Origin of the sequence: Hansschlegelia beijingensis (genome assembly GCF_045505405.1) — a bacterium.
Taxonomy (GTDB): domain Bacteria; phylum Pseudomonadota; class Alphaproteobacteria; order Rhizobiales; family Methylopilaceae; genus Methylopila; species Methylopila beijingensis_A.
The window spans coordinates 1-14,863 of the sequence record NZ_JBJKEX010000050.1 but is presented as its reverse complement, the minus strand read 5'-3'; the positions used below and the strand labels follow the sequence as shown (position 1 = coordinate 14,863).

18 protein-coding genes are annotated in these 14,863 nt (G+C 67.8%); 1 reads left to right on the top strand and 17 read right to left on the bottom strand.

Features of this window, described 5'->3' with window-relative positions:
* Positions 1 to 81: 81 nt before the first annotated feature.
* Positions 82 to 402: an NIL domain-containing protein gene (locus tag ACIKT0_RS05485; protein WP_407104369.1), complete on the top strand. Its 321-nt coding sequence runs from the start codon at positions 82 to 84 to the stop codon at positions 400 to 402.
* A 7-nt stretch (positions 403 to 409) separates the two neighbouring features.
* Here ACIKT0_RS05485 and ACIKT0_RS05480 read toward each other — a convergent pair whose 3' ends face one another.
* The 17 genes from ACIKT0_RS05480 to cbiQ form a co-directional block, all read right to left on the bottom strand.
* Positions 410 to 2,233 carry a diguanylate cyclase gene (locus ACIKT0_RS05480; protein WP_407104366.1) on the bottom strand — a complete coding sequence of 608 codons (1,824 nt, stop codon included), beginning with the start codon at positions 2,231 to 2,233 and terminating at the stop codon, positions 410 to 412.
* 93 nt (positions 2,234 to 2,326) lie between these two features.
* Positions 2,327 to 3,100 carry an SDR family NAD(P)-dependent oxidoreductase gene (locus ACIKT0_RS05475; protein WP_407104365.1) on the bottom strand — a complete coding sequence of 258 codons (774 nt, stop codon included), beginning with the start codon at positions 3,098 to 3,100 and terminating at the stop codon, positions 2,327 to 2,329.
* 86 nt (positions 3,101 to 3,186) lie between these two features.
* Entirely contained in the window at positions 3,187 to 4,431 is a 1,245-nt protein-coding gene (locus ACIKT0_RS05470) for an ArsB/NhaD family transporter (RefSeq protein WP_407104364.1), read from the bottom strand.
* Positions 4,422 to 4,559, bottom strand: a complete 138-nt coding sequence (locus ACIKT0_RS05465) for a hypothetical protein (protein ID WP_407104363.1) — start codon at positions 4,557 to 4,559, stop codon at positions 4,422 to 4,424. Before ACIKT0_RS05465 ends, ACIKT0_RS05470 begins: the two co-directional genes overlap by 10 nt.
* Positions 4,556 to 5,797 carry an ammonium transporter gene (locus ACIKT0_RS05460; protein WP_407104362.1) on the bottom strand — a complete coding sequence of 414 codons (1,242 nt, stop codon included), beginning with the start codon at positions 5,795 to 5,797 and terminating at the stop codon, positions 4,556 to 4,558. Before ACIKT0_RS05460 ends, ACIKT0_RS05465 begins: the two co-directional genes overlap by 4 nt.
* Before the next feature lie 116 nt (positions 5,798 to 5,913).
* On the bottom strand, positions 5,914 to 6,927 hold the full coding sequence (gene yut, locus ACIKT0_RS05455) for an urea transporter (protein WP_407104361.1): 1,014 nt from the start codon (positions 6,925 to 6,927) through the stop codon (positions 5,914 to 5,916).
* A gap of 14 nt (positions 6,928 to 6,941) precedes the next feature.
* Complete coding sequence (locus ACIKT0_RS05450; protein ID WP_407104360.1) at positions 6,942 to 7,877, bottom strand: urease accessory protein UreD; 936 nt, start codon at positions 7,875 to 7,877, stop codon at positions 6,942 to 6,944.
* A 3-nt stretch (positions 7,878 to 7,880) separates the two neighbouring features.
* Positions 7,881 to 8,528, bottom strand: a complete 648-nt coding sequence (ureG, locus tag ACIKT0_RS05445) for an urease accessory protein UreG (protein ID WP_407104359.1) — start codon at positions 8,526 to 8,528, stop codon at positions 7,881 to 7,883.
* A 27-nt stretch (positions 8,529 to 8,555) separates the two neighbouring features.
* Positions 8,556 to 9,236, bottom strand: coding sequence for an urease accessory protein UreF (locus ACIKT0_RS05440; RefSeq protein WP_407104368.1), 681 nt, complete (start codon positions 9,234 to 9,236; stop codon positions 8,556 to 8,558).
* Positions 9,237 to 9,274: 38 nt separating this feature from the next.
* Positions 9,275 to 9,967: an urease accessory protein UreE gene (locus tag ACIKT0_RS05435; RefSeq protein ID WP_407104358.1), complete on the bottom strand. Its 693-nt coding sequence runs from the start codon at positions 9,965 to 9,967 to the stop codon at positions 9,275 to 9,277.
* A 23-nt stretch (positions 9,968 to 9,990) separates the two neighbouring features.
* Complete coding sequence (locus ACIKT0_RS05430; RefSeq protein WP_407104357.1) at positions 9,991 to 10,374, bottom strand: CrcB family protein; 384 nt, start codon at positions 10,372 to 10,374, stop codon at positions 9,991 to 9,993.
* A gap of 8 nt (positions 10,375 to 10,382) precedes the next feature.
* A complete protein-coding gene (locus ACIKT0_RS05425) occupies positions 10,383 to 10,766 on the bottom strand; it encodes a fluoride efflux transporter FluC (protein ID WP_407104367.1) in 384 nt (127 codons plus the stop codon).
* Positions 10,767 to 10,827: 61 nt separating this feature from the next.
* On the bottom strand, positions 10,828 to 12,546 hold the full coding sequence (locus ACIKT0_RS05420; RefSeq protein WP_407104356.1) for an urease subunit alpha: 1,719 nt from the start codon (positions 12,544 to 12,546) through the stop codon (positions 10,828 to 10,830).
* A gap of 34 nt (positions 12,547 to 12,580) precedes the next feature.
* Positions 12,581 to 13,006, bottom strand: coding sequence for an urease subunit beta (locus ACIKT0_RS05415; protein WP_407104355.1), 426 nt, complete (start codon positions 13,004 to 13,006; stop codon positions 12,581 to 12,583).
* A gap of 20 nt (positions 13,007 to 13,026) precedes the next feature.
* A complete protein-coding gene (locus ACIKT0_RS05410) occupies positions 13,027 to 13,329 on the bottom strand; it encodes an urease subunit gamma (protein ID WP_407104354.1) in 303 nt (100 codons plus the stop codon).
* A gap of 189 nt (positions 13,330 to 13,518) precedes the next feature.
* A complete protein-coding gene (locus ACIKT0_RS05405; RefSeq protein ID WP_407104353.1) occupies positions 13,519 to 14,250 on the bottom strand; it encodes an energy-coupling factor ABC transporter ATP-binding protein in 732 nt (243 codons plus the stop codon).
* On the bottom strand, positions 14,247 to 14,863 hold a 617-nt coding region (cbiQ, locus tag ACIKT0_RS05400), incomplete at its 5' end, for a cobalt ECF transporter T component CbiQ (protein WP_407104352.1). The genes cbiQ and ACIKT0_RS05405, both read right to left, overlap by 4 nt.

Here is a 14,863-nt window from a genome sequence, read left to right as displayed (position 1 = left end):
TCGCCTGCGGCGGGCTGGAGAACGCCCGCATCCTGCTGAACTGCCGCAAGCAGCGGCCGGCGGGGCTCGGCAACGAGCACGATCTCGTGGGGGGCCGCGACCGGCGCGACGCTGCCGCCCTTCCTGGCCGAGAAGCTGCAGGACGAGCCCACTCCGCGCGGCCGCGCGCTGATCAGGCTCGCCTTCGAGGGCGTCAGCGCGACGCGCCCGGTGCTGACCAGCGTGGCGCGCGAGCTCGGCTTCGACCTCGGCATCGTGGCGGGCTCGCTCGGCGCCGCCGGCGGCGAGCCCTACGGGGTGCTGATCGTCGCCGCGCCCTGCGACGAGCCTTATTTCACCGCCGCCGTCGAGCGGCTGGAGGATGCGGAGCTCGCCGTCGAGGTGCTCGGCTTCGTCGCCTGACGCCGCGTCAGGCGACCTTGCCGGCGCCGGCGAAGAACCGCCAGGTGGCCCGGCCGTCCTTCTTCGCCGCATAGAGCGCGCGGTCGGCGCGCGCGACGATCTCCTCGCCGACGGCCGACGCGGAATTCACGACCGCGACGCCGATCGAGACGCTGGGCTTGATGACGTAGCCCGGCCCCTCCAGCGGCTCCGACAGCGCCCCGCACAGCCGCTCCGCCAGGATGTCGAACTCGCCCGCGCTCTGGCCGCAGGCCACCACGGCGAATTCGTCGCCGCCGAGCCGCGCCGCCAGGTCGGAGGTCCGCACCGTGCTTCGCAGCCGCCGCGCGACCGTGACCAGCAGGGCGTCGCCGGCCGCGTGTCCGAAGGTGTCGTTGACCGACTTGAAATGGTCGACGTCGATCAGCAGCACCGCGACGCGGCCGCCATGGCGCTCCATCCGCGCGGCCGCCCGGTCCAGCTCGCGCTCGAACACGGCGCGGTTGGCGAGCTGCGTCAGCGCGTCATGGTTGGCGAGATGCTCGAGCGCGCTTTCGAGGCGCTTGCGCTCGGAGATGTCCGTATAGGTGCCGACGGCGCGGATCGCGGTTCCGTCGGCGGCGCGTTCGACGATCTTGCCGCGGTCGTGGATCCAGATCCAGCTGCCGTCCTTGTGGCGGCATCGGACCTCCGCCTCGTAAAACGGCGTCTCGCCGCGCGCGTGCGCCTCGAACGCGGCCTTGGCGGGGCCGCGGTCGTCCTCGTGGATCAGCAGGTCCCAGCGCGACGCGGTCCTGAACTCCTCCGGACCGTAGCCGAACATCCGCGCGGCGCGCTGGCTGAAGAAGCCCTGGCCGCTCGGCAGATCCCAGTCCCAGAGCCCGTCATTGGCGCCTTCGAGCGCATAGGAGAGCCGGCGGGCGTCGGCGTGCAGCGCCCGGCGGGCGCGCTCGCGCTGCGACACGATCGCGGCGACCACCAGCGCCGGCAGCATGGTGAGCCCCAGCATCGCCTGGAGCGGCAGCAGCACCTGCGGCGCGTTGGCGTCATGGGCGCCGGGCCAGTAGCCGAGCAGCGCGCTCGTCACCGCGCAGACCGAGAAGATCAGCGCGGTGACCGCCGTGTAGAACATGCCGAAGCGCAGCGCGAACCAGAGCAGCGCCGTGCCGGACAGCTCGATCAGCCAGAGCTCGCCGGTCAGCGGCACCAGCGCGCCCGCCATGGCGAGCGTCAGCGAGGCGGCGGCGAGCTCGAGCGTCCTCAGCCGCGCCGAAGGCTCGTTCGAGAAGCGCCGGCGGAACTCGGCCGCGACGCGCCGCTGCTCGGCGCTGCGCCAGAACAGGCAGGGCGGCAGCAGGATCAGGAAGTTGACCGCCTCGATCAGCCACCAGGAGAAGGCGAGCGGCGCGATCCCGACCGTCTGGCCGAAGGCGAAGCTGAGCGGAATGCTGCCCAGCACCGCGCCCGGAAACGGCCCGACGACGGAGATGAAGAACAGAGCGAGCACCGACCGCGTGCGGGTCGGCTGTTCCTGGGTGACGCCGGTGCGGACCAGTAGCCAGCCGGTCGCGCCGATCGTCATGCCGTTGGCGAGGCCGATCGCGATCGAGGGCCCGACGCCGTCGCCGATCACCCAGTGCGCGAGCGCGTTCGAGGCGGCGAGCGCGGCGAATTCGGGCATGCAGCCGGCGCGCTTGAGGAAGATCAGCGCGCCCAGCGCCATGGCGTTCGCAGGCCACACCACCGCCGCCACCCCGTGGGCGCGGCCGTAGACCAGCGTCACATAGGCGACGAGGAAGTAGCCGAGCGCGAGCAGGACGCCCTGGACCATGCGCGCGCGCGACAGTGACAACGCAGACCCCCCTCGAACCGGCCGCGATCATGCGGCCAGACCACCTACCATTTGGTTTCGCCGACTACTGAAATTGCGCGCAAAACGCGCGTTTCAACCGCGATGCACCGTAGTGGCGCTGAAGGCCTGAGCGATCGGCATCACCTGCAGCCGGTTGATGTTGACGTGCTCCGGCAGCGTCGCGCACCAGAAGATCGTCTCGGCGACGTCCTCGGCCTTCAAGGCGCGCGTATTGGCATAGATGTTCGACGCCCTCCCCTCGTCGCCCTTGAAGCGCACCAGCGAGAACTCGGTCTCGGTCATGCCGGGCTCGATGTTGGTCACCCGCACGTTCTTGCCGAGCATGTCGGAGCGCGTCGCGAGCAAGAACTGCTTCACGAAGGCCTTGGTGCCCGCATAGGTGTTGCCTCCCGGATAGGGATAGTCGCCCGCCACCGAGCCGACGCCGAACACATGCCCGCGGCCGCGGGCGATCATGCCCGGCAGGCTCGCCCGCACGGTGTTCACCAGGCCGGTGACGTTGGTGTCGATCATCGTGTGCCAGTCGTCGATCTCAACCGTCTCGGCCGGGCCGAGGCCGAGCGCGAGGCCGGCGTTCGCCACCACGACGTTGACGCCCGCGAACGGCGCCGGCAGCTCGGCCAGCAGCTTCTCGGTCGCCGCATAGTCCCGCACGTCGAGCTCGGCGACATGCAACGCCTCGCCGAGTTCGGTCTTGAGCTTCTCCAGCCGCTCGCGGCGGCGGCCCGTGCCGATCACCTTTGCGCCCGCGCCCGCGAAGCGGCGGGCGATCGCCTCGCCGCAGCCCGAGGTCGCGCCGGTGACGAATACGGTGAGGGTCGAGGGGTCGAGGCTGGGATAGGACATGCTTTGGGCTCCGCGCGGCGGCGCAGGAGTTACCGCCGTGCGACCGCGGAGTCGATGAGGCCCGAGGCTCGGCATGGGCCCAGAATTCAGTTGAGGTGATAGATCCAGCCGGCCGCCATCAGCAGACACAGGAGCGATGTCGGCACGCCCGCCCGCGCGAATTCGCCGAAGCTGAGCGTGATGCCGCGCTTGTTGCATTCCTCGGCGACCACGATCCCGACGATGCTGCCGAAGACGACGATGCTGGAGGAGAACGAGGTGCCCAGCACGATCGCCGCGCCAAGCGCCTCCGGGTGGTGCGCGCCGCCGATCAGCGGGGCGACCAGCATCACGGACGGGTTGTTTCCGACGATGTTGCTGAGCACGGCCATGATGACCAGCATTGAGGGCGGATTGTGCAGATCCAGCCCCACCGAGCGCAGCGCGTGCAACACCTGCTCGGGAAGTCCCGTCGCGGCGAGCGCGCCGTTGACCACGAACAGTCCGAACAGCAGCAGCAGCAGGTCGCCGTTGACGTGATGCAGCATATTGCTCGAGGCGACGCGGCGGCTGATGAGCAGGACGCTCGCCCCCATCAGGGCGACCAGCATCTGCGGCAGGTCGCTGAAGAGGAACGCCGCCAGGATGGCGATGGTCACCAAGCCGGTCTTGATGGTCTCGCCACGATCGAATTCCACGGGCGTCTGTGGGGCCGGAGCGGTCGCGCCGGCGGGCGCCGTTTCTTCGGACAGGCGCCATCGCCCGCGATAGAAAAGGACGATGACGATCCAGGTCAGAGGCAGGCTGAGCACGGCCGGGAGCGCCGTCGCCGCCATGAAGCTGGCGAAGGAAAGCTCCAGCGTCTCGGCGACGATCATGTTCTGCGGGCTGCCAAGGAGGGTCGCGGCGGAGCCGAAATTGGCCGCGAAGCAGAAGGCGAGCAGAAAGGGCAGCGGGTTAAGTCGCCGCTCCACGCAGACCGAGCAGAAGATCGGCGTCATCGCGACCGCCACCACATCCTTGTTCAGCAGGGCCGCCATGGCGGCGGTGACGGCGATCAGTATCGCGAGGAGCCCTTTCGGCCCGACCCTGAGATTTCCGACCTTGACGGCGACCCAGTCGTAGAAGCCGGAGACCACGAAGGCGGCCGAGACCGTCATCAGGCCGAACAGCAGGCCGAGGACCCGGAAGTCGACCGACGCCCACGCCGCGGCGGGCGAGATTTCCCGGGTCGCGATGAGCAGCATCGCGCCGACCATCGCCGCGCCGGTCCTGTCGAGCCGAAGGCCCGGCATATGGCCGACGCCCATGGCGACGTAGACCAGAAGGAAGATCGCGAGCGTCAGGTCCACTGCGGCACGCAAGCAAGACGGCGGAACAGGCTGAACAGGCTCGCCCGCTCCGGCGCGCGTCCGGAGCGGGCGTCAGGCGCGTGGGACGGCGGGCGGAGCGGCGCATCCATGTCGCGCGCTGGCGTCATTTCGGCCTTCCGCGATCCATGTCCCAGAGATTGAAGGCGGCCTCGCCGTAGAACGGCTCGTCCAGCCCGGTCTGCTGGATGGTTTCCGACACCCGCAGGATGCCCAGCCCATCCAGGATCTTCAGCAGGATGAAGGTGACGAGGCTCGCATAGGCCGCGACGATCGCCACGGCGAGCACCTGGACGCCGAGCTGGTCGAGGCCGGCCGACACCTGATTGATGTGCGAACTCGCCAGCACGCCGATCAGTATCGCGCCCGTCATGCCGCCGACGCCATGCGCCCGCCAGACCTCCAGCGTGTCGTCGATCTTCAGCCATGCCTGCACATGCTTGGCATGATAGCAGGCCGTCGCGCCGATGGCGCCGATGACCAGCGCCGCCATCGGCTCGACATAGCCGGACGCGGGCGTGATGGTGGCGAGGCCCGCCACCGCGCCGACCAGGACGCCGGAAAAGGACGGGTGCCCGCTCTCGCGCCATTCCCAGAACATCCAGACGAGCATCGCGATGGAGCCGGCCAGCATCGTGTTGGTGAAGGCGTAGGCCGCCAGCGCGTCTGCGGCGTAGGCGCCGCCGGCGTTGAAGCCGAACCAGCCGAACCACAGCAGGCCGGCGCCAAGCGCCACGAGCGGCAGGCTGGCCGGCGCGCTCTCGCTCTCGCCTGGGGCGAGCTTGCGCTTGCCGAGATAGCCGGCCGTCACCAGCGCGGAGAAACCCGCCGAGGTGTGAATGACGATGCCCCCGGCGAAGTCGACGACGCCGAACGTCGCCAGAAAGCCGCCGCCCCAGATCCAGTGCGCCGCCGGCAGGTAGACGAAGATGGTCCAGAAGGCGATGAAGAACAGATAGGCGCCGAAGCGGAACCGCCCGACGAACGCGCCAGTCATCAGCGCTGGCGTGATGATGGCGAACATCATCTGATAGGCGAAGACCATGATGAACGGGACATTCGGCCCAAGGTCCGGATTGGGCTGAACGCCGACGTGATACATGCCGAAATAAGGCGCGATGCTTCCGATGAAGCCGCCGACGTCAGGCCCGAAGGCGAGACTGAAGCCGCCGAACACCCAGATCAGCCCGACGACGCCGATGCATACGAAGTTCTGGATCATGATCGACAGCATGTCGCGTTGCTTGACCAGGCCGCCGTAGAACAGCGCTAGCGCCGGGGTCATCATGCAGACCAGGGCGGTGCACAGGAGCATGAAGGCGGTATCGCCCGCGTTGATCGCTTGCATACCAGTTCCCCTTTCCGACGCGCGCGCCCGGAACCGTCGCCCGGCCGCGCTCGAACCCCGCGGGCCCGTGTGCCGCCCACATCACCCTGTTGTCGGTCGCCGCGCCCTGATCCTGCTCAAGTCGTCTTCGTGGACGGACTCTTTTCGGCATGCCGATGTCCGAAGAGATGATCCGACACAGGGCGATGCGGGTGCGGCGCCAGAAGTTTCTTCGGGGCGATGAAGAGATACATCGTCAGGACGTAGGGCGCCGTGAAGGACGGAATGCCCGCCGGCGCCACCATCACGTCGAGCGCGCCCTGCACGAAGACGGTGGTCACGGTCGCGAGCGCCGCATAGACGACCACCCTCGGCGAAGTCTTCATGAAGATCACGCCCACGGCCATCGCCGTCAGCACCGGACTGAAGCCGAAGAGCCCCTGGCTCACGGTCGCCGGATCGGCGCCCATTCCGATCGCCACCAGCATCGCGATGAGCGAGCCCGCCGCCGCCGCGACGCCTGCAGGGATCGACGCGATGAACACGCCGAGCAGGATGATCGCCCCGGAGACCGCGCTTCCGAGCAGATAGACCTGCCCGATGTTGCGGAAGAAGATCTCGACGAGTTCGAGCGGCCCGGGAACGGCCGCCAGCCCCTGCACGTAATCGGTGGCGAGCTTCGGCTCGTCCCCGGTGACGTCCAGCCCGCCGAAGGCGTAGGCGCCGGCCACCAGGAGCCACCCGGTCAGCACGAACGGCCCGGTCGATCCCGGAATCTCCCATCGCGCGGTCAGCGTGGCGCTGAAGGCGGCGGTGACCACGGTGCTGACCGCGGCGCCGACGACGACGTAGATCCACAGTTGAGGCGACGCGGCGATGAAGGTCGGCAGCGCGGCCCCGACCAGGATCCCGTTGAAGCCGTAGAGTCCGGACGCCACGGATTTCTCGTCGCAATCCATGAGCCGGGCGGTGAGCGTCGCGACCACGACGCCGACCGCGGCGCCGATCGTGGTCGCCCAGACGCCGGTGACATAGGAGGCGTAGGCCATGGCGACGAAGAACAGGGCGCCCGTGGCCGCGTTCTCCATGAAGAACACCTGACTGGCCCCCTTCAGGAATTCGACGGCGATATTGCTGCTCTGCTGGGCCATGACGTTTCCTTCTGTCAGCGCCAGAGGAACTCTTCTGGAAGCGTCCGGCCGCGCGCCTCCTCGCGGACGATGCGCCAGAACCGGCGCACCTCGTTGCGCACGTCGTAGGTTTCCTCGCCCACCGCGCGCAGCATCAGTCCGGCGTCGTTGGGCAGGCGGCAGACCCCGGAGATCGCGCGCGGCGCCTCCGGCGGGAAATTGGTCTCGTAGCGGTCCCGGATGCGGGCCGCGACGGCGGGCGGCGTCAGGCACATGATGTTGGCGAAGGCGTCGTAGCCGCGCATCACGGCCGCATAGTCGATCGTGGGGTCGCCCTTCTCGATCAGGATTTTTTCGGCGAACAGCTTGCGGCCGTCCGGGCGGCGCACCGCCACCGCCACCGACAGCAGATCGAGGCCGAAGCGCTCATCCGCATGGTGATGCTTGCGGCCCGCCAGCATCATCTCGCCGTAGAGCAGCGTCGCATCTTCGGCGATGACGATGTCGCTGTGATTGATGAAGCGGGAGTCGCGATACGCGATGGTGAAGTCCGGCAGGTATTCGAGATATGCCCCGCTCTCCAGCGTCACCGTCTGGTGCTGCGAGGCGTAGTTCGCGTCCATCTGGTGAATTCTATTGGCGCTCTGCGAGGTGACGTGGGCGCACGCCCCCTCGGCGACCGAAATGTCGATCCGGTAGCGGTCGCCCTGGAGGATGCCGCCGCCGATCGAGATGATCGAGCAGATCGGCAGTTCCGGCATCCCCTCGTCCCAGTACAGCGCCTGCTGCACCAGAAGCGGCGCCACGCGATAAAGGTCGTGCAACACCGAACGGTCGTCGCGCAGCGAGAAGCCGAGCCGCAGCTCTCCGACCTTGCCCGGCCCGGCCGCGCGCATCTGCGCCGGCTCCGACTGGAAGTCACGCAGCTCCCGCGCCGAGTCGAGACGTCCGAGCTGCTCGAGAAGCGCCATGCCTCAGGCGTCCACCTTGCGGGGCTCAGCGACCTTCACGTCGAACAGCGCCAGGTCGAGGATGAGGCGGATCAGCTCGTCGACGCCCTCGCCGGTCTTGCAGTTGGTGAAGATGAACGGCTTCTTGCCGCGCATCAGCCTGGAGTCGCGGTCCATGACTTCGAGGCTCGCGCCCACATAGGGGGCGAGGTCCTTCTTGTTGATGACGAGGATGTCGGACTGGCAGACGCCGGCGCCGTTCTTGCGCGGGATCTTGTCGCCCGCCGCGACGTCGATGACGTAGATGTAGAAATCCGCAAGCGCCGGGCTGAAGGTCAGGGTCAGGTTGTCGCCGCCGGACTCGATCAGGATCACGTCGCTGTCCGGATAGGCCTCCTCGAGCTCCTCGACGGCGGCGATGTTCATCGAGGGGTCCTCGCGCACCGCCGTGTGCGGGCAGGCGCCAGTCTCGACCCCGACGATCTTCTCCTCGACCAGGATGCCGTTGAGCGTGCGGCGCACCTGCTTGGCGTCCTCGGTGGTGACGACGTCATTGGTGATGATCAGCGGCTTGATGCCGAGATCGATCAGCCGCGGGGTGATCGTCTCGATCACGGCGGTCTTGCCCGAGCCGACCGGGCCGCCGATGCCGATGCGCGTGATCTTCTTCATTGGACGGCTCCTTCGCCGGCGCCGGGTTCAGTTCATGAACAGGCGGACATGCGTCGTCGTGTGATGGGCGACCAGGACGTCGAACACCGGAGCGAACGACGCCATCTCATCGAGCGAGCGGTCGCGGACGGCCTGATAGTCGCCGTCGACGCGGCCCTGCGCGGTGAACAGGATGCGCTGGGTGTCGAGATGATCGATGCGCATGAGCCGCAGCGCCGCGCTCATGATCATGGAGGCGATCGCGTACTGGTGCATGACGAAGGCCTCGGCCTCGTCGACCTCCATATGGGCGAGCGCAATCGCCTGGCCGACCGGCAGGCAGCCCGGCGTCGCGTTCGCCCTGATGTCCGCCAGCCAGCGCTCCAGCGCAGGCGAGGGCATGATCTTCATCACCAGCTCGGCGAACTTCTTGCCGACGCGGGTCAGCATCAGCTGCTGCTCCTCGCCGACCCTCCGGCAGAACAGCTCGCCGTCGGCCAGAAGGATCGCGTCATGGTCGCCGGCGAGCGCCGCGCGATGGGCATGGAGCAGCGCGATCCCGTCCATCCGCGCCGTCTGCCGCAGGATGAGATCGACATAGTCCAGCAGACTTTCCGGGCCCGACACGACCCCGGTCTGCACCGCCGACTCCAGTCCGTTGGAGAAGGCGAAAGACCCGATCGGCAGCGTCGAGTCCGAGAACTGCAGCAGGCGCGCCAGATGCGCCATGCCCGGGGAGCGGCCGCGCTCTTTCGACCGGTCCGCCATCACTTCACCGGCTCATGGCTGTGGGCGTGCGCGTGACCGTGGTCATGCTCGTGCGGATGCTCATGCGGATGGTCGTGCTCATGCGCATGGCCGTGGTCGTGCTCATGCGCATGGTCGTGTTCATGCGCGTGAGGATGCGCGTCGTGATGGTGGTGCGGCGTGGCGTCGGCGCCGGCGAACAGCATGCGCACTTCGCGGGGATCCAGCCTGGCGGCGATTTCCTCGCCGGGCGCGAAATGCGTCTTCACGTGCTCGAAGGCGTGGGTGCGCATCACCGACGCCATGACCTTCTGGTCGACCGAGAGCGGCACATAGACGGTCGTCCCCTTGATGACGGCCGGCCAGTGCTGGTTGCCGAGGCCATGGCCCAGCTCGAAGCAGGTGCGCAGCATCTCGGGCGGCGAAAGCTTCTCGACGCCTTCGAGCTCGATCACCAGCACGTCCTTGAGGGCGATGCGCGCGGCGATGACGGTGCTGGTCGCCTCATCGTAATGCAGCACGTCTCCATCATGCAGATGCTCGGAGCGCGGCAGCGAGATGGCGAGTTCGACGCCGCCTTCGCTCGCCTTGCGCAGCCGGCTCTTCGGCGCCTCCCACTGCTCCAGCACCAGCAGGTCGAGCGCGCCTGACGCCGCCCGCTCCCGCCAGCGCGGATCGCGGAGATTGCCGAGCGTTCCCTCGACGAGGATCATGTCTGCCTCCAAGCAGTTCGGCCTCAGGCGCGGCGCAACGTGGTCGCCGCCCGAAGACCGCACCAGGTGACGGCGTAGCCGACGACAAGACTTGCCAGCACATAGAGAAGGGCGAGGCCGAACTCGCCGGGCTTCGTCATCTCCGAATAGCTGCCGTAGACGAAGGACGAGAAGGTCGACATGCCCCCGCAGAAGCCGGTCGACAGCAGCAGCGAAGCATTGTCGGACGCCCGGCGCGCGCGATGAAGGCCGAACACCAGACCGAGAAGAAACGAGGCGAGGATGTTCGCCACGAAGATGTCGACCGGGAAGGCCGCGCTGTAGCGCCCGAACGCGAGCATGGAGAGCTCGCGCGCCATCGCTCCGAGACCTCCACCGACGAAGACGATGAGCGCCGGCGCCAGCATCCCGCCTCCTATGCGTGCGCCAGCATCACGCCGGCGGCCGCGGCGAGAAGCCCGGCGCCGACTGATGCGACGAGATAGACGAAAGCCAGCGCGCTGCGCCCGGCTTCGGTCATCTGGACCGCGTCGAGCTGCATGGTGCTGAACGTCGTGTAGCCGCCAAGCACCCCGGTGAGCACCAGCGAGGAGATGAGCGTGCCGAAGCGCTCTTCCCAGCCGATCGCCAGCAGGGCGGAAATATAGGCGATCACGAACGCGCCCGTGACGTTGATGAAAAAGGTGCCGACCTTGAACGGCGTGTCGACCCACCGGCCGATGAGAGCGCCGACCTGCCAGCGCAGCAGGGAGCCGATGCCGCCCCCAACGCCCACCCACAGGAAATCGCTCGCATTCATACGGGACATGTCACCCGGTTCAGGTGGAGGGGCCGCGGCCCTCCACCGCAGGACGCAGGGCTCAGCTGAAGAAGTGGAGCTGGGCGAGCGGGAGGCGGGTCGCCGGCTCGATCGTGGCGTGAACGCCATCGACCGTGACGGCGAACGTCTCCGGATTGACCTCGATGACCGGCATCGCGACGTTGCGCACCATCGAGTTCTTCGTGATCGTCCGCGTGCGATAGACCGGCACGACCTGTGACTTCAGCTCGTACCGCTCCACGATGCCGTCCTCGAGGGCGGCGTGGGAGGTGAAGGTCGCGCGGGTTCTCGTCAGAGCCGACCCCTGGGCGCCGAACATCGGCCGGTACATCACCGGCTGCGGCGTCGGCAGAGACGCGTTCGGATCACCCATCAGGGCCCAGGAGATCATGCCGCCCTTGATGACCATCTTCGGCTTCGCGCCGAAGAACGCCGGCTCCCAGAGCACAAGGTCCGCCATCTTGCCGACTTCGACGGAGCCGATGACGTGCGACACGCCCTGCGCGATGGCGGGATTGATGGTGACCTTGGCGACGAAGCGCAGGACGCGTTCGTTGTCATTGCCGGAGTTGTCGCCCTTGTAGGCGCCCCGACGCTGCTTCATCAGATCCGCCGTCTGCATGGTGCGCGCCCAGTTCTCGCCGACGCGCCCCATCGCCTGACTGTCGCTGGAAAGAATGGAGATCGCCCCAAGGTCGTGGAGCACGTTCTCCGCGGCGATCGTCTCGGGGCGAACGCGGCTCTCCGCGAAGGCCACGTCGGTGGGGATCTTCGGGCTAAGATTGTGACAGATCATCGTCATGTCGAACAATTCGGCCTGCGAGTTGACGCCGTAGGGCAGCGTCGGATTGGTCGAGCTCGGTATGACGTTCGACAGCGCGGCGACGCGGATGATGTCCGGAGCGTGCCCGCCGCCGGCGCCTTCCGTGTGATAGGTGTGGATCGTTCGGCCCTCGAAGGCCGCGATCGTGTTCTCGACGAAGCCGGACTCGTTGAGCGTGTCCGTGTGGATGCACACCTGGACGTCGTAATTGTCCGCCACGGTGAGCGCGTTGCGGATCGCGGCCGGGGTCGACCCCCAGTCCTCATGGATCTTGAAACCCGCCGCGCCGGCGCGGAGCTGCTCCTCCAGCGGAACCGGCGCCGAGCCGTTCCCCTTGGCGAGCACGCCGGCGTTGACCGGCCAGGCGTCGAACGAGCGGAGCATCATCTCGATGTTCCAGGTGCCCGGCGTGATGGTTGTGCCGTTGGTGCCGTCGCTCGGCCCGATGCCGCCGCCGAACAGCGTGGTCACGCCGTTGGACAGGGCCGCCAGCCCCTGCTGCGGCGAGATGTAGTGGACATGGGCGTCGATGCCGCCCGCGGTGAGGATGAGGTGCTCGCCCGAGATGGCGTCGGTCCCGGGCCCGAGCGCGAGACCGGGGGTCACGCCGGACATGGTGGAGGGGTTGCCGGCCTTGCCGATGCCGCAGATCAGCCCGTTCTTGACGCCCACGTCGGCCTTGATGACGCCCTGGATGGCGTCGAGCACGGTGACGTTGGTGATGATGATGTCGGGAGCGCCGGCCGCGCTGGTGAGCTCGTTGTCGTAGCCCATTCCGTCGCGCAGCGTCTTGCCGCCGCCATAGACGGCCTCCTCGCCATAGACGCGCAGATCCTTCTCGATCTCGATGTAGAGATCAGTGTCGGCGAGCCGCACCTTGTCGCCGGTGGTGGGGCCGTAAAGGTCGGAGTATTGCTGCCTCGAGATCTTGACCATCTCCGGAGCTCCATTTCGGGGACGTCGCCGCCCCTTACGGTTTGATCTTGAAGCCGTAGCGCTTGGCGCGCTCGAGGGCGTCTGTCAGGCGGGGTCGATAGTCGTTGTAGTTCTCGTCGCCGACCCAGCCGTTGACGAGGCCGTTGAAGCCCAGCACCCGTTGCTTGCCCTGGAAGGGCACGAGCACCACCTCCTTCTCGTCGCCGGGCTCGAAGCGCAGCGCCGTGGTAGCCGGAATGTTGAGCCGCTTGCCGAAGGCGTGTTCGCGGTCGAACTCGAGCGCCGCGTTCACTTCGAAGAAGTGGAAATGGGAGCCGACCTGGACCGGCCGATCGCCGGTGTTGCGCACCTTCATCTTGGTCGTCGGATAGCCGGCGTTGATCTCGATGTCGCCGTCGCCAAGAACAAGGCCGCCCACTCCCGCCTTTTTCTGGTTCTGGTTCTGCTGGTTCTTGCTCATGCTGACCTCTCCCAGAGCCACTACTTGATGGGATTGTGCACGGTGACGAGGCGGCTGCCGTCGGTGAAGACGGCCTCGACCTGCACGTAGGGGATCATCTCCACGACCCCCTCCATGACGTCGCCGCGGGTGATCGCCTTGCCGGCGATCTCCATCACCTCCTCGACGGTCTTGCCGGCGCGGGCGCCGTCGAGCGCGGCGACCGCGATGAGCGAGACGGTTTCGGGATGATTGAGCTTCAGTCCCGCGTCCTTACGCTTCTGCGCGACCTGGGCGAGCGTGTAGATGAGGAGCTTGTCGATTTCACGTGGCGTGAAATGCATGAGCGGTTTCCTCGATGAGGACGACCTCCCACGTCCGGCGAGACGGCGTTTCCGGATCGGCCTGCGAGATCGTACAGCCTTGACGGCGGCGTATTCTACAAGGCCGCCTGCAATGTAATATTGTACCGCGGACGCGATACTCATCCAGCCCAAGATGCAAAAAAGAAGAAGGTCCAGTATTGACTTAGATCAATTTCGCTCAGCGTCGCCGCGATCATCATGCGCCAGATGTATGTGAAAATGCTGGTGGACGTGCGGGTGATCGTGGATCTCCGCCCGCAGCAGCCGGCCCTGCCGGATGACCATCGCCCGGGTCGCCAGTCCCCCGACGAACTGTGAATCGTGGGACACGAGCAGCAGCGCGGCCGGGCAGTCGAGAAGCGCCTGCCGCAACTGGCGGCCATGCTCCTCGTCGACGCCGTTGGTCGGCTCATCGAGCATCATCACGTCCGGCTTCATGGCGAGCAGGCCCGCGAGGCACACGAGGCGCTTCTCTCCGCCGGACAGCCGATGCGTGACGCGCTGCGCCAGATGGCCGACGCCGAGCTCCTCGAGCGTCGCGACCGCCTCCCGCTCCGCCTCCGCGGCGCCGAGGCCGAGATTGAGTGGCCCGAAGGCGACGTCCTCGACCACCGTGGGGCAGAACAGCTGGTCGTCGCTGTCCTGGAACAGGAAGCCGATGCGCGGACGGAACTTGCGGAACGCCGGCTCCGTCGCGCACTCCTCGCCGAACAGGCGGATCCTGCCGGCCGCGACCGGCTCCAGCCCGATGATGGCGCGCAGCAGGGTGGTCTTGCCCGCGCCGTTGGGGCCGACCAGCGCGACCCGCTCGCCGGGGCGCAGCGTCAGGTCGACCCCGGTCAGCACGGGGCTTCCGTCGCGCACGACCGTCAGACCGGTGAGTTCGAGAAGCGGGTTCATAGCCGGTCGATCACCACTGCGAGGATTGCGGCGCCCGAGAGCAGCGCGAAGGAGGCCCAGTCGCGCGGCCGCGGCGCGTCGAGCGGCAGGCTGCGATAGCGCCCCGCATAGCCGCGGCAGAGCATCGCCTCCTGCACGCGCTCCGCCCGCTCGAGCGCGCGCACCAGGATCATGCCGAGAAGGTTGCCATAGCTGCGCCAGGTGTGGCGGCTGGAGCGCGGCCGGAAGCTGCGCGCGCGCATCGCGTCCATCAGGCGGCGCGCCTCGTCACGGATCAGCGCGACATAGCGGGCGGTCATCACGAACAAATGGGCGAGCCGCTCCGGCACCAGCAGCGCCCGCAAGGCCCCGCCGAGGCGTTCCGGTTCCAGATCGCCGAGCAGGACCCGCAAGAGCAGCACGGAGGCCGACACCTTGAGCGCGACCAGCGTGGCGCGCCACAGGCCCGCGCCGCTCACCGTCAGCGGCCCGAGCGTGGCGACGGCGGGGCCGGCCACCGTGAAGGGCAGCGTCACGAACAGCAGCAGCACGAACATCTCGACATGCAGCAGCCGGCGCCAGAACCGCGGCTCCGGCCGATGCAGCGCGGCGGCCAGGGCCGCGAGGCCGAAGG

Bases quoted from the DNA above. Each gene is read 5' to 3' on its own strand.
- ACIKT0_RS05475 (WP_407104365.1), bottom strand. From the start codon at position 3,100: ATGTCCTATCCCAGCCTCGACCCCTCGACCCTCACCGTATTCGTCACC.
- ACIKT0_RS05465 (WP_407104363.1), bottom strand. From the start codon at position 4,559: ATGACGCCAGCGCGCGACATGGATGCGCCGCTCCGCCCGCCGTCCCAC.
- ACIKT0_RS05460 (WP_407104362.1), bottom strand. From the start codon at position 5,797: ATGCAAGCGATCAACGCGGGCGATACCGCCTTCATGCTCCTGTGCACC.
- yut (WP_407104361.1), bottom strand. From the start codon at position 6,927: ATGGCCCAGCAGAGCAGCAATATCGCCGTCGAATTCCTGAAGGGGGCC.
- ACIKT0_RS05450 (WP_407104360.1), bottom strand. From the start codon at position 7,877: ATGGCGCTTCTCGAGCAGCTCGGACGTCTCGACTCGGCGCGGGAGCTG.
- ureG (WP_407104359.1), bottom strand. From the start codon at position 8,528: ATGAAGAAGATCACGCGCATCGGCATCGGCGGCCCGGTCGGCTCGGGC.
- ACIKT0_RS05440 (WP_407104368.1), bottom strand. From the start codon at position 9,236: ATGGCGCATCTGGCGCGCCTGCTGCAGTTCTCGGACTCGACGCTGCCG.
- ACIKT0_RS05435 (WP_407104358.1), bottom strand. From the start codon at position 9,967: ATGATCCTCGTCGAGGGAACGCTCGGCAATCTCCGCGATCCGCGCTGG.
- ACIKT0_RS05430 (WP_407104357.1), bottom strand. From the start codon at position 10,374: ATGCTGGCGCCGGCGCTCATCGTCTTCGTCGGTGGAGGTCTCGGAGCG.
- ACIKT0_RS05425 (WP_407104367.1), bottom strand. From the start codon at position 10,766: ATGAATGCGAGCGATTTCCTGTGGGTGGGCGTTGGGGGCGGCATCGGC.
- ACIKT0_RS05420 (WP_407104356.1), bottom strand. From the start codon at position 12,546: ATGGTCAAGATCTCGAGGCAGCAATACTCCGACCTTTACGGCCCCACC.
- ACIKT0_RS05415 (WP_407104355.1), bottom strand. From the start codon at position 13,006: ATGAGCAAGAACCAGCAGAACCAGAACCAGAAAAAGGCGGGAGTGGGC.
- ACIKT0_RS05410 (WP_407104354.1), bottom strand. From the start codon at position 13,329: ATGCATTTCACGCCACGTGAAATCGACAAGCTCCTCATCTACACGCTC.
- ACIKT0_RS05405 (WP_407104353.1), bottom strand. From the start codon at position 14,250: ATGAACCCGCTTCTCGAACTCACCGGTCTGACGGTCGTGCGCGACGGA.